This window comes from Myxococcus qinghaiensis, assembly GCF_024198215.1.
Taxonomy (GTDB): Bacteria; Myxococcota; Myxococcia; order Myxococcales; family Myxococcaceae; genus Myxococcus; species Myxococcus qinghaiensis.
The window spans coordinates 55,008-74,425 of sequence record NZ_JAKCFA010000014.1; the positions used below are offsets into that span (position 1 = coordinate 55,008).

Annotated in this window: 11 protein-coding genes and 1 pseudogene; 10 read left to right on the forward strand and 2 right to left on the reverse strand. The window is 69.9% G+C overall.

Annotation, left to right across the window (positions count from 1 at the left end; genetic code table 11):
* Positions 1-215 precede the first annotated feature (215 nt).
* The 3 genes from LZ199_RS25590 to LZ199_RS25600 are packed head-to-tail and all read left to right on the forward strand — an operon-like array spanning position 216 to position 4,965.
* Positions 216-1,499 (forward strand): hydroxymethylglutaryl-CoA reductase, degradative, encoded by a 1,284-nt coding sequence (locus tag LZ199_RS25590; RefSeq protein ID WP_253996377.1) that lies wholly within the window; start codon positions 216-218, stop codon positions 1,497-1,499.
* A complete protein-coding gene (locus LZ199_RS25595) occupies positions 1,496-3,769 on the forward strand; it encodes an MMPL family transporter (RefSeq protein WP_253996378.1) in 2,274 nt (757 codons plus the stop codon). The genes LZ199_RS25590 and LZ199_RS25595 overlap by 4 nt, the downstream gene beginning before the upstream one ends.
* Positions 3,766-4,965, forward strand: a complete 1,200-nt coding sequence (locus LZ199_RS25600) for a glycosyltransferase (RefSeq protein ID WP_253996379.1) — start codon at positions 3,766-3,768, stop codon at positions 4,963-4,965. Before LZ199_RS25595 ends, LZ199_RS25600 begins: the two co-directional genes overlap by 4 nt.
* Here the strand turns inward: LZ199_RS25600 and LZ199_RS25605 are convergent.
* A complete protein-coding gene (locus tag LZ199_RS25605; RefSeq protein ID WP_253996380.1) occupies positions 4,908-6,314 on the reverse strand; it encodes an FAD-dependent monooxygenase in 1,407 nt (468 codons plus the stop codon). The two genes, LZ199_RS25600 and LZ199_RS25605, sit on opposite strands and share 58 nt — an antisense overlap.
* Before the next feature lie 62 nt (positions 6,315-6,376).
* On the opposite strand from LZ199_RS25605, the gene LZ199_RS25610 reads away from it, so the two are divergent.
* From LZ199_RS25610 to uppS, 3 genes and pseudogenes are all read left to right on the forward strand, one after another.
* Positions 6,377-7,423: a squalene/phytoene synthase family protein gene (locus LZ199_RS25610; RefSeq protein ID WP_253996381.1), complete on the forward strand. Its 1,047-nt coding sequence runs from the start codon at positions 6,377-6,379 to the stop codon at positions 7,421-7,423.
* Positions 7,420-9,357 carry a 2,3-oxidosqualene cyclase gene (locus LZ199_RS25615; protein ID WP_253996382.1) on the forward strand — a complete coding sequence of 646 codons (1,938 nt, stop codon included), beginning with the start codon at positions 7,420-7,422 and terminating at the stop codon, positions 9,355-9,357. Before LZ199_RS25610 ends, LZ199_RS25615 begins: the two co-directional genes overlap by 4 nt.
* An 8-nt stretch (positions 9,358-9,365) precedes the next feature.
* Positions 9,366-10,057 (forward strand): annotated as a pseudogene (gene uppS / locus LZ199_RS46765) (polyprenyl diphosphate synthase).
* Between the two features lie 10 nt (positions 10,058-10,067).
* On the opposite strand, the gene LZ199_RS25630 reads toward uppS, so the two are convergent.
* Positions 10,068-12,137, reverse strand: coding sequence for a lipoxygenase family protein (locus LZ199_RS25630; protein ID WP_253996385.1), 2,070 nt, complete (start codon positions 12,135-12,137; stop codon positions 10,068-10,070).
* Between the two features lie 213 nt (positions 12,138-12,350).
* Between LZ199_RS25630 and LZ199_RS25635 the strand changes: the two genes are divergently transcribed.
* The 4 genes from LZ199_RS25635 to mxcH all read left to right on the forward strand — a co-directional run bounded on the left by LZ199_RS25635 (position 12,351) and on the right by mxcH (position 19,386).
* The gene (locus LZ199_RS25635) at positions 12,351-14,378 is read left to right on the forward strand and encodes a lipoxygenase family protein (protein WP_253996386.1); all 2,028 of its coding nucleotides are present in this window, start codon (positions 12,351-12,353) and stop codon (positions 14,376-14,378) included.
* 20 nt (positions 14,379-14,398) lie between these two features.
* Positions 14,399-15,838 carry a cytochrome P450 gene (locus tag LZ199_RS25640; RefSeq protein ID WP_253996387.1) on the forward strand — a complete coding sequence of 480 codons (1,440 nt, stop codon included), beginning with the start codon at positions 14,399-14,401 and terminating at the stop codon, positions 15,836-15,838.
* On the forward strand, positions 15,835-16,680 hold the full coding sequence (locus tag LZ199_RS25645; protein WP_253996388.1) for a fatty acid desaturase: 846 nt from the start codon (positions 15,835-15,837) through the stop codon (positions 16,678-16,680). The genes LZ199_RS25640 and LZ199_RS25645 overlap by 4 nt, the downstream gene beginning before the upstream one ends.
* 168 nt (positions 16,681-16,848) lie before the next feature.
* On the forward strand, positions 16,849-19,386 hold the full coding sequence (gene mxcH, locus LZ199_RS25650; RefSeq protein WP_253996389.1) for a TonB-dependent siderophore myxochelin receptor MxcH: 2,538 nt from the start codon (positions 16,849-16,851) through the stop codon (positions 19,384-19,386).
* Positions 19,387-19,418 lie beyond the last annotated feature (32 nt).

Genomic DNA, 19,418 nt, shown 5'->3' on the forward strand with positions numbered 1-19,418 from the left:
GGCACGCGGCGGAATGTTCCGGAGGTCCACGGTCTCGGTCCGCGCCGTCCGCTCGTGGACCCCGCCCGGGCCGAAAGCCCCAGGGCCCCTGCCCAACTCCGTCCGTCGTCACCAGTTCCCATGGTGATTGATGAGCGGAGTCATGGGGGGCGTGCATGTCGGAAGGGGTGGACGAGGGCTTTTCTCAATTCGAGCCGGGCACCCGGTGCTCCCGCATGCCAGGGTTCCACCGCCGCAGGGTGGAAGAGCGCTGGATGGAGCTGGCGCTGCGCGGAGACGTCACGGCGGAGGAGCTGCGGGCGCTCACGCCGCAGGGCGCACCGACCTTCGACATCGTCAACCAGATGATCGAAAACGCGGTGGGCGTGTTCTCCCTGCCGCTGGGCCTGGGGTTGAACCTCACCGTCAACGGGCGTGACCACCTGGTGCCCATGGTCGTGGAGGAGCCGTCCGTCGTGGCCGCGGTGTCCTTCGCCGCGAAGCTGGTGCGCGAGGCCGGCGGGTTCACCGCGGACGCGGATGCCTCGATGATGATTGGACAGGTGCAGCTCACCCGCTACGGCAAGCCGGAGGTCGCCCGCTCGCGAGTGCTGGCGGGCCGGGAGCAGATCCTCACGCTCGCCAACAGCTTCCACCCCGCGCTGGAGCAGCGGGGCGGAGGAGCTCGCGACGTGCAGGTGCGCATCCTCCCCGCGCCGGAAGGGCCCCACGGTGAGCCCGTCTTCGTCGTCCACCTGCTGGTGGACACGCAGGAGGCCATGGGCGCCAACCTCATCAACACCATGGCGGAGGGCATCGCGCCGCTCATCGAGCAGCTCACGGGGGGACGGGTCTTCGCGCGCATCCTGTCCAACCTCGCCGACCAGCGACTGGCTCGGGCCTCCTGCCGCATTCCCCTGGAGGCGCTGGCGGACTTCGGCCTGCCCGGCGAGGACATCGCCGAGGGCATCCTCCAGACGAGCCGCTTCGCGGAGGCGGACCCCTACCGCGCGGCCACGCACAACAAGGGCGTGATGAATGGAATCGACGCGGTGGCCATCGCCACGGGCCAGGACTGGCGCGCGATTGAAGCCGGCGCGCACGCGTACGCCTGCCGGCATGGTCGCTACGGGCCGCTGTCCCGCTGGACGCTGGAGCAGGGGCACCTGGTGGGCCGCATCGAGCTGCCGCTCGCGCTGGGCCTGGTGGGCGGCCCCATCAAGATACATCCCGGCGCGCAGCTCGGGCTCAAGCTCCTGCACGTCGACAACGTGCGCCAACTGGCCATGGTGTTCGCGGCGGTGGGGCTGGCGCAGAACTTCGCGGCGGTGCGCGCGCTGGGCTCGGTGGGCATCCAGAAGGGGCACATGGCGCTGCATGCCCGCTGTGTCGCGGTGACGGCGGGCGCGCGCGGCGTGGACGTGGAGCGGGTGGCGCTGCTGCTGGTGGAGCGCGGCAACGTCAAGGTCGATACGGCGCGGGAAATCCTCGCATCCTTCCAGGAAGTCCCCGCGCCATGAGCAACGCGACGGCGTCACCCTCCCTGTTCGCCCGGCTCGCCCGGGGCGTGCATCGGCACCGGAGCAGGGTGCTGGGGGGCGCCGTCGTGTTCCTGGCCCTGGCCATCTGGGTGCTGCTCCAGGGAGGACACCTCACCACCGGCACCATCGACGGAATCGAGGCCGCGCGCGCGGAGGCGCTGGCCCGGCCCGCCGCCGCGGGCTCGACGGACCAGACGCTGGCGGTCATCTTCCACCACGACACCTGGAAGACGGACGAGCCGCGCTTCACCCAGGCCGTGGCGGACGTGCTCGCACGTGTGCGGAGACTGCCGGAGGTCGAAGCCGTGGTGTCGCCGGTGGACGCGCCCGCGGAGTTCCGCGCCCGCTTCGTGTCTCGCACGGGCCACGACCTGCTGGCCCTGGTGCGCCTGAAGGGCGGCGAGCGAGAGGCCACCGCCGCGTTTCCCGCCGTGAGCGCCGCCCTGGAGGACCCGCGACTCGACACCACGCTGACGGGCAAGGTGGCCTTCCTCGCCGCGCTCAACCAGCTGCTGGAGCACGACCTGCTGCGCGCGGAGCTCATCTCCTTCCCGCTGGCGCTGCTGGTGTTGCTCTGGGTGTTCCGCACGGTGGTGGCCGCCATGCTGCCGCTGGTGGTGGGCGGGCTCGCCGTGCTCTGCGGCGTGGCGGGGGTGCTGCTGCTCTCGCGCGTCACCAACATGGCGCAGTACACGCTCAACGTGGTGTCGCTCATCGGGCTGGGCGTGGCCATCGACTACTCACTCTTCATCGTGAGCCGCTTCCGGGGCGAGCTGGCGCAAGGCCTGTCGACGGAGCAGGCCCTGACGCGCACTCTGGACACCGCGGGGCGCGCGGTGGCGTTCTCCGGCCTGGCCGTCACGGTGGGCCTGGCGGGGCTGCTCTTCTTTCGCGGCTCATATCTGAGCGCCATGGGCCTGGGCGGCGCGCTCGTCGTGGCCTTCGCGGTGCTCTTCGCCCTCACCGTGCTGCCCGCGCTGCTCTCGTGGCTCGGGCCCCGGGTGGACAAGGGCCGGCTGCCCTTCGGACGCGCCACGGGGCGCAGCGGCCTGTGGCACGCGTTGGCCCGGTGGGTGATGAAACATCCCTGGCTCGTGCTGCTGCCCACGCTCACGCTCCTCTTGGCCATGGGGCTGCCGTTCCGGCGCCTGGAGCTGGCCGCCACGGACATCACCGCGCTGCCCCCCGACACGGAGGCCCGCCGGGGCGCGGAGACGCTGGCCCGCTTGTTCCCGCGCGAGGCCGCCACGAGGGTGCTGGTGGCGGTGGAGTTTCCCTCGGGAGAACCCTTCACCCCCCAGCGGGCCGCCGCCCTCTTCGACGCGAGCCGGAGGATGGCGGCGCTGCCCGGCGTGGTGGGCGTGGAGAGCGCGGTGGACCTGGCGCCCGGCATGGACAAGGCCGCGTATCAGCAACTGGCCGCCGCGCCTCCGGAGATGCTGCCTCCCGAGCTGCGCGTCGCGCGGGATGCGTACCTCACGGGCAACGTGGCGGTGCTCCAAGTGCTGACGTCCGCGCATCCCAGCAGCAAGGAGGCGCGCGAGCTGGTCCGGACGCTGCGCGAGGAGCGCTCGGTGGGGGACGGGAAGCTGCTCGTGGGAGGGCAGACGGCCACGGACGTGGACGCAACGGCCTTCCTGAAGCGCTACACCCCCGCCGCCGTGGGCTTCGTGATGGGGATGACGTGCATCGTCCTCTTCGTGCTCCTGCGCTCCGTGGTGCTGCCCCTGAAGGCGTTGCTGATGAACCTGCTCTCGCTGGCGGGCTCGTTCGGGGCCCTCGTCTGGATTTTTCAGGAAGGACACCTGCACCGGCTCTTGCGCTTCGAGCCGGGGCCCATCGAGCCGTCGCTCCCCATCCTGCTGTTCTGCGCCTTGTTCGGCCTGTCCATGGACTATGAGGTGCTGCTGCTCAGCCGCATCCGCGAGGAGTGGCTGCGCACGGGTGACAACACGCACGCGGTGGCCGAAGGACTGGAGCAGACGGGAGGCCTCATCACCAGCGCGGCGGCCATCATGGTGGCCGTCTTCGCGGCGTTCGCGCTGGCGTCGGTGGTGGTGGTGAAGGCGATGGGGCTGGGCATGGCCATCGCGGTGGCGCTGGATGCTACGCTGGTCCGCGTGCTCATCGTCCCCGCGATGATGCGCCTGATGGGAGACCTGAACTGGTGGGGACCCGGACACCATGGGCACCCGCCGGCTCGACCGGCTCAGCCGGCCCAGGACGAAAGGACGGAGGTGCGGCCATGAACACGCGGGACGTGGCGTGGGTGGCGGCGGGGGCGGCGGCGCTCGGCGTGCTGGCCCAAGGACACCGGGGACTGATGGCGGGCCTGCGACGGCGTCCTGTCCCGGCCCCGAGGAAGTTCGAGCCGCCCTCGGTGACGGTCATCCGCCCCATCCGGGGCCTGGACGTGGAGGCGCGGCAGAACGTCCGCGCGCTGCTCGACCTGGACTATCCCGGTGAGTGGGAGGTGCTCTTCGTCTTCGACAGCGAGGAGGACCCCGCGTTCGCCGTCACCCGGGAGGAGCTTGGCGCCTGGCCGACGCGCGCGAAGCGGGTGGAGCTGCTCGTGGCGGGAGAGCCTCCGCGCGGCCTGACGGGAAAGCTCAATGCCATGCAAATGGGCGTGGCACGCGCCCGAGGCACGCTCCTGGCCTTCAGCGACTCCGACACGCGGCCCGCGCCCGGGGTGCTCACCGCGCTGGTGAGCGCGCTGCTGGAGGATGAGCGGACGGGCGCGACGTTCGCCCCCATCTACGCGGCGGCGGAGGCGCCCCTCGCGGGAGACGTGGGCTACGGGCTCCTGGTGAATGCCTGGTACGGCTCGTCGGTGGCGCGCGCGGCCGGGCCCGACGGTGCCCTGCCCTTCATCATGGGGCAGTTGATGGTGTTCCGCCGGGAGGCGCTCACGGACATTGGCGGCGTGGGCTGCGCCGCGGGTCAGTTCGTCGATGACATGTACCTGGGGCGCCGGCTGCACGAGGCGGGGTGGAAGAACCGCGTCATCCACACCCCCCTGCGCATCGTCACGGGACAGCTGGAGCTGCGCTCCTTCCTGCGCATCTTCCGGCGGTGGGTGCTCTTCTCGGAGGCGGGCCTCCCCTGGAACTTCGCGCGTCCCAACTGGGTGCGCGGGGTGATGGGCTGGCTCGCGTGGGGAGGGCTGGTGGCGGCCGTCACGCGGAGGAAGTGGGGGCACGCGGCCGTGGCGTCATTGCCCATCGGCTTCTCCGTGTGGAGCCAGCTCCGGCTCCAGCGGGAATGCAACGGGCCGCGCATCTCCCCCCGACACTACTGGGTGCCCGCGGTGCTGCCGCTGCTGGGCGCGGGCGTGGCGCTGTCGGCGCGGCTGTCGCGCGAGGTGGACTGGCGCGGCCGGAGCTATCAGCTGGATGCCAAGGCGCGTTTGGGTGAGGCCCTGCCCGAGCAGGCGAGCGTGTAGACAGGACGGCCGACGCGACAATGCCACCAGTTCCCCATCTGCTCCATCGTGGTCGACACGGCATCTCGCAGGGGCGGCCCGACCGAGCGCAGCAGCGGCACGGCGGCCCGGAGCCCCACCGGCTGCCGGCGCGACGGGCGGATGCCCACCAGGGCATGGCCGACGACGCAGAGGTACTCACGCGTCATCACCCGCATCCGCGACTCCTCGGACGCGAGCAGGGCCATGGAGGCGCTGGCTCCGCGCGGGCTGTGCTCCCAGTAGTGCAGCATCCCCTGGCGCAGCGCGCGCATGCCCTCGTCCTGTCCGGCGCAGGCCTCGTAGAGCGCGGAGGCGAGCGCGACGCGGGTGCGCTGGGCAGGACGCCGCGCACTCGCATAGCGCTCCAGCGCGAGGGGGAGGTCTTCCCGGTGGAGGCGCAGCGCGTCCTGGAGCGCGCGCGCGTCGTGGAAGCACGAGGTCATGCCGCTGCCGGTGAGCGGGTGGCAGCACGACGCGGCATCGCCCACCAGCACGGCGCTCCCCACGTGCACCCGCGCCGAGAGGCGGTCGTCATTGGAGGTCATGCGCGGTGTCCGGTCCTCCGCCAGCGCCCGACGGACCTCGGACCTCAGCGCGGAGGGCAGCGTGCGCAGCAACTCCGGCCGCTCCTTCAGCATCCCGGCGGTGCTGCCCAAGGGCAGGTCCACCATCACCCGCGCCACCCCGGCCTGGATGGGATAGGCCAGCGTGTGCAGCGGCCCCCCCACGAACTGGTGCCCATGGTCGGGGTATGGCAGGCAGGCGCTGTCCACGGTGAGGCCCAGCATGGTGGAGATGCGCGTGAAGTGCTCGGCGATGCCCAGCATCCGCCGCACGGGCGACGCGCGTCCGTCCGCCGCCACCAGCAGCCGGGCGCTCACCGTGTGCTCGACGCCTTCATGGGCGAAGCGCAGCCGCACGCCGCTCGCGTCGTTGTGCTCCACGGCCGTCACGCGGGCGCGGGTCAGCAGGGTGACGCCCGGTCGCCGGGCCACTGCTTCCAGCAGGGGAAGCGTCAGCGTGGCGTGCTCGAGCGACAGGCCGGTGTCGCCATGCCCATAAGGCAGCAGGACGGTGCGCGCGGGGGAGGAGAAGACGACCGCGAAGCCATGAACGGGCTGCGCCGGCCAGGCGTCCACGACGTCGCCGAAACCGAGCCCGCGCAAGGCCCGCACTCCCGCGGGGTGAAGCAGCTCCCCCGAGAGTTGCTTGTGGCGGTCCACGCCCGCGTCCACCAGCAGCACGGACAGCCCCAGGTCGGCGAGCGCCGCCGCCGTGGCGCAGCCCGCGGGGCCGCCCCCCACAATCACCACATCGACGTCATGCACGCAGGCCACCCCCATGACGCAACTACTGGTCATGGATACGACATGACGCAGCGGAGGAAGCCATGGTTGCTCTGGACGAGTCGTTCTGCCGAGCGGTGCTCCCCAAGGTCTCCCGGACGTTCGCGCTGAACATCCCCCTGCTGCCCGAGCCCCTGGACCTCGCCGTCACGGTGTCCTACCTGCTCTGCCGCATCGCGGACACGCTGGAAGATGAAGCCCGCCTGCCGTTCCAGGAGGAGCTGTTCGACGAACTGATGGGGCTCGTGAGGCTGGAGCCGGGCTGGGAAGCACGCGCCCCGGCCTTCGCCCGCCGGGCCACGTCGGCGCTGCGCGCGTCCGCGCCCGAGGCCGAAGTGGAGCTCCTCATGGGCATCTCCACGGTGCTGAAGACCCTGGCCTCGCTCCCCTCCTGGGTCCACCCCCACGTCCAGCGCTGCATGCGCATCATGACCGATGGCATGAGCCAGATTCAGCGACAGCATGGAGGCACCGGGCAGGTCCTGGGGCTGCCGGACCTCCAGACGACGCTCACGTACTGCTACTTCGTGGCGGGCGTGGTGGGCGAGATGCTGACCGGACTCTTCATCGACTACTCGCCTTGCGTCACTCCCGCCAGACAGGCCCTGCTCGTCCCGAAGGCCGTCGCATTTGGCAAGGCATTGCAGCTCGTCAACATCCTGAAGGACGTGCGCGAGGACCTGGACAACGCACGCTGCTGGCTGCCGCTGGACCGGATGGCGGCGTATGGCCTGGAGCCGGCCACGCTCGCCCTGCCAGGCAATCGCGCACGGGCGATGGCGCTGCACACGGAGCTGGTGGCGGTGGCGCGCCGCGAGCTGGATGATGCGCTCGAATACTCGCTGGCGCTTCCACCCGAAGAGCCAGGGCTCCGGCTGTTCTGCCTGTACCCTCTCTTCTTCGCGGTGATGACACTCAACGTGGTGGAGGGGAATCCCGCGGTGTTCGACCCCGCGCCGGTGAAGCTCGGCCGGGACGCGGTGCTGAATGCGATGCTCCTCACGCAGGAGCGGGTGGCCTCGGATGCGGCGCTCCGGGCGTTCTACGCGGAGTGCTCGCGTGTGCCCGAGGGGGTGGAGGCGATGCGATGACGCAGCGGGCCCGTGACGTGCTTGCCCGGACCCAGGAGGCGGATGGCTCCTGGAAGGGCGACTACAGCGGGCCCCTCTTCTTGAGTCCGGTCTACGTGGCCGGGCTGTATGTGATGGGACGGGCTCCGGACGCACGCACCCGGGAGGGGCTGGTCTCCTACGCTCGCGCCCGTCAGAACGAGGACGGCGGCTGGGGGCTGGACGTGGAGTCACCGAGCCTCGTCTTCACGACGGTGCTCAACTACGTGGCGCTGCGGCTGCTCGGTGTCGAGGCCGAGGACGAGGGCCTCGTCCGCGCACGGGCCTGGTTCCTCCCTCGGGGCGGACCGCTGGGCAGCGGCTCCTGGGGCAAGGCCATCCTCGCCCTGCTGGGGCTCTACGAATACGACGGGCTCGCGCCCACGCCGCCGGAGCTGTGGCTGTTGCCGCGCGCGCTGCCGTTCCATCCGTCGCGCCTGTGGTGCCACTGCCGCATGGTGTACCTGCCCATGGGCTGGCTCCATGGCCGCCGCGCGCGCGCCGCCGAGACGCCCTTGCTGGCCGAGCTGCGGCGCGAGCTGTATCCCCTGCCCTACGTGGACGTGGACTGGAAGGCGGCGCGCAACCGGGTCGCCGCCACCGACGTCTACACCCCGCGCGGCGCATGGCTGCGGGCGGTGAATCGCGTGCTCGGGCTCTACGAGCGGGTGCATTCCAGGCGGCTCCGCGCCCGGGCGCTGGAGGAGTCGCTGGCGCAGATTCGCGGCGAAGACGAGGCCACGCACTTCATCTGCATCGGGCCCATCAACAAGGTGCTCAACGCCGTGGTGTGGCACCTGGCCCGGCCAGACGGCCCCGAGGTGCGCGCCCACCTGGAGCGCCTGCCGGACTACCTCCAGCACACCCCGGAGGGAGTGACGGTCAACGGCTACAACTCCTCGCAGCTCTGGGACACCGCGTTCGCGGTCCAGGCGCTGGTGGCCTCCGGTCAGGAGGAGGCACGGGCCCCGCTCGCGCGCGCGGCCCGCTTCCTGGAGTCGGAGCAGGTGTTGGAGGACTCTCCGCGCGCCGAGCGCTTCCACCGACATCCGAGCCGAGGGGGCTGGCCCTTCAGCACGCGAGCCCACGGCTGGCCCATCAGCGACTGCACCGCGGAGGCGGTGAAGGCGTGTCTGTTGTTGGAGCCGCTGGGGCTCAACCGCGTGCCTCGCGAGCGACTGGCCCAGGCCGTGGAGTTCATCCTCTCGCTCCAGAATCGCGACGGGGGATGGGCCACCTACGAGCTGACGCGGGGACCCCACTGGCTGGAGCGGTTCAATCCCTCGGACGTGTTCTCCGGCATCATGGTGGACGCAAGCTACGTCGAGTGCACCTCCGCCTGTGTCCAGGCCCTCATCGCCTGGCGAAACTTCCAACCCGATGCGCCGGTGGGTCAAGCCATCTCGCACGGCCTGGACTTCCTGCGCCGCACGCAGCGGCCGGACGGAGGCTGGGAGGGCTCGTGGGGCGTGTGCTTCAGCTATGGCACGTGGTTCGGGGTGACGGGCCTCGTCGCAGGTGGCGCTCGAACTGGAGACCCCGCGCTGCGCCGGGCGGTCCGCTTCCTCGAGGAGCACCAGCGCGAGGACGGCTCCTGGAGCGAGACCATCCAAAGCTGCCGTGAGCGTCGCTGGGTGGACGGGCCCACGGGACATGCGGTGACGACGTCATGGGCGCTGCTGTCGCTCATGGCCGCTAAAGAGGCCGACTCGGAGGCCACGCGTCGGGGTGTGGCGTGGCTGCGCGCGCGACAGGAAGCCGAGGGCCGGTGGCCAGGCGAGCCGAAGGCAGGCGTCTTCAGTCGCACCTGCGCCATCCACTACGACACCTATCTGCGCATCTTCCCGCTGTGGGCGCTGTCACTCGCCGAGCATGAAGGACACCGAAAGCACCCAACCCTCGGCCTTGCACCTTGAGTACACCCTTGCGACATATCGCGGTCATCCTCGACGGGAATCGTCGTTGGGCCAGAACCCATGGCCTGGACGCCCAGGAGGGATATTCGCGCGGCGCGGCCAAGGTGCATGAGTTTCTCGAATGGTGTGACGAGGCGGGCATCCGCTGGGTGACCGTCTGGGTGCTCTCACTCGAGAACCTGCGTCGCAATCGCCGCGAGCTCGGTGTCCTGCTTTCCATCATCAAGAACCTGATTGATGAGCTCGCGGCGGATGGGCGTTGGCGCATACGGGCTCTTGGCGAAACCTCCCAACTGCCCCCCCCGGCATCGCGAACTCGCTGACCTTGGCGACCCGGCTCCCGGCGAAATCCGACAGCATGAATGTCAATGTCGCGATTGCCTACAGTGGACGGGATGAAATTGTCTGGGCCCTGCGCGCGCTGCTGGCCGAGCACGCCTTGAACGGCACACCCCTCGAGCAGCTCTCCTCCACGCTCTGCGCCGAAGACATCGCCGGGAAGCTGTTTACGACGGGCCAACCGGATCCCGATCTGATCATCCGGACCTCCGGGGAGCATCGCCTGTCCGGATTCATGTCCTGGCAGAGCGCCTACTCCGAGTGCTATTTCCCCCCGGTGCTCTGGCCCGACTTCACTCACGAGGACTTCCGTGAGGCGTTGGAAACCTACCACCATCGCCAGCGTAACTTTGGCGAATGACAGCTTCCGCTCAGATGTTGATGCGCGAGCTGACCGTCCTGATGTCCAGGCCCAGCGCGGAGAACTCGGCGGCGTGTGCGCGCAACAGCTCCACGAACCGGGGGTGCACGTCATCCTCCTCGTTCGACAGGAGGAAGCCGTAGTTCGTCTTGGACAACATCCACGAAATCCACAGCATCTCCGTGGCTTCCTCTGGTGAAGGCGCCACGTCCAGGTCCGCCTCCGTCGACAGCGCCCCACCCTTGCCCCAGCGCAATCCCAGACACGCGTACAGCACCTCGCCCGCGTCGTCCCACTGGAGGTTGTTGGCCCACGCGTGACGGAAGGTCGCGAAGAAGATGACATACCGACACAGCCGCTTGAGCGACTCCAGCTCCCCGGGCTGGGGAACGTCCGTCCACGTCACCGCGCTGACGGCCTTGGGCCCAGGCCCTTGTGTCTTCGCGTCCAGGTCCATGCGCTCGGAGCGCACGAACCACGGCGCGGCCTTCCCCGGCACCGTCGCCCGGAGGTAGCGACACACGAAGGCCGGCGCGGAGTGCGCCACCAGGTCGTCCGAGAAGCGCCGCACCTCGCGCCACTCGGCCTCCAGCGCCGCGCCGTGCTCCACGAAGAACGCGTCCACGTGCTCGCCCAACAGCTTCCAGAACAGCCCCGCTGCGCGCGCGTAGCGGTGTCCCTCACAGACGGGCGGCGCGGGCTCGAAGCCCTTCCAGTCGTAGCTGCCCAGCAGGTGCTGGAGCCGCGACTGCACGCCCCGCTCCGTCAGCGCGCTCGCGCGGGTGATGTAGCCCGTGGGCCCGACGAGGAAGCCGTTGGCGGAGCGGTTGATGAGCACCACCTCGCGCAGGTGCGGCATCAGCAGCCAGCGCAGCGGACTCTTTCGCAGGTTGCGATGCGCGGCGATGGCGTACTGCTCGACGTTGAAGTGACACTGCCCCAGGTGGTTGCCCAGCTCGGTGTCCAGCGTCGCGCTCACCCGCGCCATCCGCTTGGCGGCCTCCCAGCCCGCGCCATCCGCGGGAGTGAAGCTCCGCCGCGTCACCGGTGAGCCAGGGGCCGTCGCGCCAGGCTCACGCAGGCCCAGGATGATGCGCACCGGCAACAGCCGCTCCTCCACCAGCCGCAGCCGCACGTCCACATCCGGCAGACAGTGGATGCCATCCTGCTCATACGCGTTCCACGGGTAGTAGAGCCGGAACGCGTTCGCCTCTCCGGCCGCCTCCGGGTCCCTGTCGAGGACGCTGGAGAACATGCCGTTGAGCAGCCGCTCTCCGAAGAAGGCATCCGTGCGCGTGGAGCCCGGCGACTCGCGCTCCATCCGCACCGTCAGCGCCTCCGGATAGTCCGCTTGAATCTTGTCGAGCGCGGGAGCCTGTCCCAGCTTCCCCTGGAGCAGGTGCCCGCGCTTGACGAGCTCTATCGGCGCCACGGCCTTCAACATCGCCAGCGCGCGGCCCGGCGCATAGGCCGTGGGCGGCGTCCCCTCCTCTGTCACGAGCAGGCGGGCAAGCGGCGTCGTCGAATCGTATTCCCAATACGGCAGCCTCACCGTCCCGAAGTCGTGGTGCAGTCCCCCGTGGTCGTCCGGCCCATGCTCGGAGCCGATGCGCCTCCAGGTCTCCACCACCTGCCCGTCCGGACGGAAGGTGTGCTGCGGCTCGAAGAAGCGGACCTCCAGGTCCGGCAGGTCTCCCACGCCCGCGTCGGCGGGGTCGTAGCGGACCGAAAACCCACCCTCAGGGTCCGTGAAACCCACCCCGAGAAAGTCATCCGGCGCGCCGAAGTCCCGGTCCCACAGCTCCACCTTGATGTGATGCAAGGGGATGGGGCCATCCGCGCCGTCCTGCTCGAAAACCAGACGTCCCACCACCACCGCGGGCAGCGTGGAGGGGTCCCGCACGGTGCGACCCGCACGGACCCGAGGTGCGAGCTGACGACTCAGGGCCAGCCGCTCCTCGAGCTTCAGTCCCGAGTACCACCGCGCCAGTTCCTCGGCGTCCAGCACTTCATTCCCGCCACTCTCGCGTCCTCTGAACCCGAGAGCGCCCATCCACCGACGCAGCACCGCGAACATCATCCCCGTCCCCTGCCCCTGGCCTCGGGCCTGTCCGTGCCACCGTCTGTCATCAGCCCAACCTCCACGGGTGTCCCTCATTCATGACAGGGCCACTGGAACCTTCGCTGATTCCGTGCGCTGAGCGACGCCTGCATCCGTCCGCGGGGAGGGTACCATGGCTTGCAGCCCTCGCTTTCCCCGTCCTACGGTCTGCCCCGTTCCGTAGAGGGTTCCATGACTGTCGAGTACAAGATCAAGATTCGCACCAGCGCGAAGCTCGGCGCGGGCACGAATGCAGACATCTCCGTCACCCTGGTGGGCACGTTGGGGGAGAGCGGACCGCACGCGTTGGACAAGCGCTTCCACAATGACTTCGAGGCGGGAGCGGAGGATGTCTACTCCGTCAAATCCATGGACCTGGGCGACCTGGTCCTGCTGCGCTTCACCAACGCGGGAGGCGTCGCGGGTGACTGGTTGATGGACTGGGCCCACGTCACGTCGGAGGGAAGGCCATGGCGCTTTCCGTTCTTCCGGTGGGTGCAGGGCGGCGCCACGGTGGACGTGCTCGAGGGCTCCGCGAAGCTTTCGCGACAGGTGAACCACGCCCGCGAGTCGATGGCGCGGCGCGAGCTGCTCAAGCACCGTCAGCAGCTGTATCCCTGGCGTGCCGCCTCGGCCACCGAGGGGCTCCCCGGCGCGCTGGACTTGAGCGAGGCGCGGCCCCTGCCCAAGGACGAGCTGTACCGGGGGCTGACGGAGGGCAGCTACGAGGTCGTCATCGCCAAGACGCTGGCGTCCATCAAGCTGCACCTGCCCATGCTGTCCAGCGCGTGGAACGGGCTCGTCGACATCTTCGACTTCTTCAAGGGCCTGGAAGTCCCCCAGCTCTCCCAGCGGTGGAAGGACGACTACGAGTTCGCCCGGCAGGCCGTGCAGGGCATCAACCCGCTGCACATCACGCTCATCCCCAGCCTGCCCCAGGGCATGCCGCTGACGGATGACGACGTGCGCGGCCTCTTGTCGCCCGGCACCACGCTGGCGCTCGCGCTCGACAGCAAGCGCATCTTCCTGCTCGACTTCGAAATCCTCGACGACATCCCCATGTACCGGAAGGTCAACGAGGGGGGCGTCGAGGAGCGGCGCTGGGCGCCGGCGTCCCGCTGCCTCTTGTACCTGGACGACACCCGGCAGCTCCGCCCGCTCGCCATCCAGTTGGGGCGCGACCCCCAGAAGGACCCGGTCTTCACGCCGAACGACGGCGAGTACGACTGGCTGGCGGCGAAAATCTACGTCCGCTGCAGCGAGGGCAACACGCACCAGATGGTGGGCCACGCGCTGCGCACCCACTTCGTGGCGGAGCCCTTCGTCATGGCGACGATGCGCAACCTCCCGGACCCGCACCCCGTCTACAAGCTGCTGCGCCGGCACTTCCGCTACACGCTCGCCATCAACGAGGGAGCACGCAAGGGCCTGCTCGCCGAGGGCGGGGTGTTCGATGACTTCATCGCCACCGGGGGACCGGACAAGGGCCACCTCCAGCTCGGCAAGAAGGGGTACCAGCGCTGGAAGCTGATGGACAACAAGCCTCGGCCGGACTTCGAGCGCCGGGGCGTGCTGTCCCCTGACGTCCTGCCCTACTACCCCTACCGCGACGACGCCCTCCCCTTGTGGGATGCTTTCGAGGAGTACGTCGGCGGGGTGCTCCGGCACTTCTATCGGACCGACGCGGACCTCGAGGGCGACACCGAGATGCAAAGCTGGTGGAAGGACCTCACCGAGCACGGCCTGCCCGTCGACAAGCTGCCCTGCCAGGAGCTCTCCCGCGTGGACGACCTGGTCGACATGCTCGCCACCGTCCTCTTCACGGTCAGCGTCCAGCACGCGGCGGTCAACTACCTGCAATACGAGCACTACGCCTTCGTACCCAACGCGCCCCTGTGCATGCGCCGGGAGCCGCCCCGTCAGAAGGGCGTCCTGGGCCCGAGCGATATCGCCGCCATGATTCCCAGCAAGTCCCAGACCCTCTGGCAGGTGGCCATCGGCCGGGCGCTCTCCAGCTTCGGGGAGGATGAGGAGTACCTGCTGAACGAGTTCGGCTGGCGCGAGGAGTACTTCCAGGAGCCTGAGTTGTTGGCCCTGCGCGAACGCTTCCACCAGCGCATGCGAGACCAGCTGGCGGCGGTGAAGGCTCGCAACGCGCGCGCCGACGTGCCCTACACCGTCCTGCAGCCCGACAAGATTCCCTGCGGCATCACCGTCTGAGCAGCACCGGAGGCCTCCTCGTGCCGAACCTGCTCTCTCGCGGCCTGTTCAACCTGTTCTTCGGCGCCCGGCGAAAGCCCCTCGCCAGCCTGCCGGGGCCGACTCCGGGCCTGTTGGGAAACCTGGGGGACTTCCTGGGCGCCCAGCCGTGGGATGTCTGCGCCCGCTACGCGCGGGACTTCGGCCCCGTCACCGTCGCCTGGCTGGGGCCGTCCCCCGCGCTCATTCTCAATGACCCCGGCGTCATCCAGGAGGTGATGGAGACGCGCCGGCTGGAGTTCGAGAAGGGCAACATCGGCGAGCAGATCCGCCACTCCGTCACGGACGACACGCCGTTCACCGCGCAGCAGGGCGAGGACTGGAAGCGCAAGCACGGGATGGACCCGCTGGCGCAGCCGTGGGTCCGGGCATGGCAGGAGGCCCAGGTGCCGCCGCTGCAAGCGGCCATCGCGGAGTCGGTGGAGGCGCTGCTCCAGACGCCGTCGTTCGTCGACCTGACGCCCGCGCTGCGCAAGCTGACCTTCGATGCGTTCTGCGTGGCCACGGTGGGCGAGAAGCTCCCCACGTCCACGTACGACGACTTCATGCTGCTGGCCGCCGCGGCGGACGCGCGCATCCAGGCGAAGCTCCCCCTCAGGTTCGTCTCGGTGCCCAAGGGCTTCGCGGCGGCCAGGGAGCGCTTCTACGGGCTGTTCGCGGACAAGATTCGCGCCGCGCGCCAGGCCCCGGCCGCGCACCGGGTGGACTTGATGTCGTGGACGCTGCGCGAGATGCCGGAGCTGGATGACCAGGTCCACGCGAACCTGCTCGGCTCGTTCTTCTTTGGCGGCGTCTTCTCCTCCAGCACCACCCTGGTGGGCGCGTTCCACCAGCTCCAGAAGTACCCCGCCACCGGGGAGCGCCTGGCGCTGGAGTCCGCGGCGCTGGCGCAGGAGCCGCTGACCCATGAGCGGCTCCGCGAAGCGCCCTGGGGCGAGGCCGTCGCCTTCGAGGCCCTGCGAATCCTCCCCGCCGTGCGCGTCCTCATGCGCCGCTCGCCGGCCACCGAGACGAAGCTGGCGGGCGTCATGGTGCCGCCGGAGACCACGCTGATGATCTCCAACCAGCACCTGCACCGCGACGCGACGCACTGGACGAGCCCGGAGACGTTCGACCCGGAGCGCTGGCTCAACGGCGGCGCGGCCAGCAACCCGCTCGGCAGCGGCCACTTCTTCCCGTTCGGCCGGGGCCCTCGGGCCTGCGTGGCCGGGGACTTCGCCATGGTGTTCCTGCGCACCGCGTTGGCGACCCTCGGCGCCCGGGTACGCGTCCACGTCGATTCGACGGAGCCCTTCGAGGAGGGTTTCTTCTTCGGCGTGGTGCTTCCGAAGGGCGTCTCTGGAAAGCTTGTCCCGCGCGAGCGGCAAACCCTCTACCCTCCCCTGGGAGCCCGTCCCACCCCCGCTGTGGAATCCGCATGACCTTGTTCCGACATCCCAGAGACCGCATCCCCGTCCTGCTGTTCGCCACGGTGTTCGCCCTGGACCTGACGGTCTACTTCACGGCGAGAAACTGGTGGCTCCCCCTCCTCTGGCTCGCCCTCTGGGTGATTCCCAAGGGGTGGATCAGCGCCTGGAACCACCACCACCAGCACGTGCCCATGTTCCGGCACGCGCTGCCCAACCGCCTGCTGGAGGTCATCTTCGGCTTCCAGACGGGTGTGACGTCCCAGGCCTGGTTCCTCCACCACGTGGTCGGCCACCACCGCAACTACCTGGACCAGGAGAAGGACGAGGCCCGCTGGAAGCGCGATGACGGGTCCACCATGGGCGAGGTCGAGTTCTCCGTCATCAACACGCTGCAGGCCTACCCCCGGGCCTACGCCGTGGGGCGCTCACACCCGAAGGCCCTGCGCATCTTCCTGGCCATGGGCGCGCTCCAGGTGGCGCTGCTCGGCGTCCTGTTCTGGCACAACTGGTACAACGCCCTCTTCGTGTTCCTGCTCCCCATGGTGGCGTCGCTCTACGTCACCGTCTGGGCCACCTACTTCCACCACGTGGGGCTGGAGACGAAGGAGCACACGCAGGCCTCGTACAACATCGTTCACCGGGGCTACAACCTGATGACGGGCAACCTGGGCTTCCACACCGCCCACCACGCGAAGCACGGCGTGCACTGGTCCCAGCTCCCGGAGCTGCACGCGCAGCTGGCCAAGGACATCCCCAACACCCTGTACCGTCAGCCGGGCATCCCCTTCGTCTGGTCCAACCCCGAAGCGAAGATTGAGCCGGGCGAGACGGAGCTGGGCGCCATCGTCCAGTGAGCAGGCCCCTGCCTCGCCGCGAGCCCGTGACGTGAGGCTCGCGAGCGAGGAAGCAGGACCCGACGAGGCGGAGGGCCCCGCGCCTTGACCGCCTCGCCGCAATCCCCGATATCCCCCGTGGCGCGCAATTGAGATTGCGTCGCAAAACCAAGTAGTCCGGGATTGCGGATGTTCTCACCGGTCACCTCCCTCGCGCTGCTCCTCTCGGTGGCCTCCCCGGCCCCGTCCACGCCGTCCCCCTCGGAGGCGCCCGCTCCAGCCACGGCCTCGGCCACGGCGGAGGTCCCACCGGGCGATGAGGTCCAGGTGCCTCGGCGCCTCGACAGCGTCGGGGTTCCCTATCCTGAAGCCGAGCAGGCGGCCGGGCGCGAGGGAGAGGTCGTCCTTCGACTCACGCTCGATGAGCGCGGCACCGTGACGGACTCGGAGGTCGTCCGCTCCGCGGGCGCGGCCTTCGACGAAGCCGTGAGGACCGCCAGCTTCTCCTTCAAGTTCGAGCCCGCGCGCGTCCGGGGCGAGGCCGTGGCCTGCCAGATTGAGCTGGCCCACACCTTCAAGCTCGACGCGCCTGCCTCGCCTCCCGTCCCCGAGGCGCCCGCTGGCGCCGAGCCCACGGCGGAGCCTGGCGCGATTGCGGAGCCCACGCCGCCAGTCCCCGAGGAGAAGAAGCTGGAGACCACCGTCTCCGCGCGCTCGGACGCGGAAGCGCGGCGCCAGTCCGCCGAGGCCGTGAGAATCGTGAGCATCCAGCGCGCTCGCTCGCGCTCTGGAGACCTGGGCCAGGTGCTGGCCTCACAGGAGGGCGTGGAGGTGCGGCGCACGGGCGGGCTCGGCAGCACCGCGCTGTTCGCGCTCAACGGCCTCACCGACGACCAGATTCGTTTCTTCCTGGACGGCGTGCCGCTGGACCTCTCGGGCTATCCCTTCGGCATCGCCAACGTGCCCGTCAACCTGGTGGACTCCATCCAGCTCTACCGGGGCGTGGTGCCGGTGCGCTACGGCGCGGACGCGCTCGGTGGCGCCGTCAACCTCATCTCCGCGCCGCTGGAGACAGGCGCGCATGGCGCCGTGTCCCTCCAGGGTGGAGCCTTCGGCACCTTCCGCCTCACGCTCGGCGGCGGCTACAAGCCCGCGGAAGAGGGCTTCTACGCGCGGGCCCACTTCTTCGCCGACACCACGAACAACGACTACTCCGTCGACGTGGAGGCCGCGGATGACCGGGGCAGCCTCCGTCCCGTCACCGTCAAGCGCTTCCACGACGGCTACGAGGCGCTCGGCGGTGGCGTCGAGGCGGGCTACACCGGCCTGTCCTGGGCGGACCGCCTCGTCGTGCGCGCCTTCGGCTCCCAGCACGACAAGGAGCTGCAACACAACTTGGTGATGTCGGGCACGCCGTACGGAGAGGCCCGCTACGACTCCGACACGCTGGGCGCGCAGGTGCTCTACGCGAAGACGCTGTCGCCGAGCGTCCACCTGGACGTGCTGGCGGGCTACGCGTGGCAGGCCACGAAGCTCACGGACGTGGGCGAGTGGGTCTACGACTGGTTCGGCAACCGCGTCCGTCAGCGCGACGTGGCGGGGGAGCTGGGTGGGACCCCCGTCGATCAGACGGTCTGGCAGCGCTCCCTCTATGGCCGCGTCAACGTGGGCTGGGACGTGGCGGAGCACCAGACGCTGCGGCTCGCCTTCGCTCCGACGAGGACGGCGCGGACCGGTGAGGAGCGGCGCAAGCTCAGCCCCAGCGACCCGGACCGGCTCGCCCCGGAGCGCTCGCAGCTCACCTTCGTCACCGGGCTCGAATACGAAGTCGACCTGTTCGACGACGCGCTGGAGGTCATCCTCTTCGGCAAGGACTACGTCTACCAGGGCAAGGCCGAGCAGCCGATGGAAACGGGGGGCTGGCGGAACAAGGACCGCGAGCTGCATCAGCTTGGAGGCGGCACGGCGCTGCGGCTCCGGCTGGGCTCGCCCGTCTACCTCAAGGCCAGCTACGAGCGCGCCACGCGCCTGCCGCGCCCCGACGAGGTCTTCGGCAACGGAGTGCTCATCCAGGAGAACCTGGACCTGGAGCCGGAGCACAGCCACAACCTGAACCTGGGCCTCGCCTCGGTACCGCTGCGCACGAAGCTGGGCACCTTCCGGGGTGAGCTCAACGGCTTCGCCCGCTTCGCGGACAACCTCATCCTGCTCGCGGGGAGAGACCGGGACTGGAGCTACCAGAACGTGTACGCGGCCCGGATTCTCGGCGTGGAGGGCTCGGCCGGGTGGAGTTCACCAGGCGGCCTCTTCAGCCTGGACGCCAACGCCACCGTGCAGAACCCGCGCAACGTCTCCGGCCAGGGCACCTTCGGCGCCTTCGAGGGAAGCCGCCTGCCGAACCGTCCGTGGCTCTTCGCCAACGCCACGGCCCGCGTGTCCCTGCGAGGGCTGGCGCTGGCGGAGGACGAGCTGTCCCCGTTCTGGAGCACCCGCTACGTGAAGGGCTTCTTCCGCAACTGGGAGAGCCTGGGCACGGTGGAGTCGAAGGAGACCATCGCCACCCAGTTCGTGCAGGCGGCGGGAGTCGGCTACCGCGTCCGGCGAGGCAAGCTCACCGCGGGGCTCACCGCCGAGCTGGAGAACGTCACCGACGCGCGCGTCTTCGACTTCTACGGCGTCGAGCGGCCCGGCCGCGCGGCCTGGCTCAAGGGCACGCTCGAGTACTGACGGACGTGAAGGACGACGCGCCCGGCCTCGAA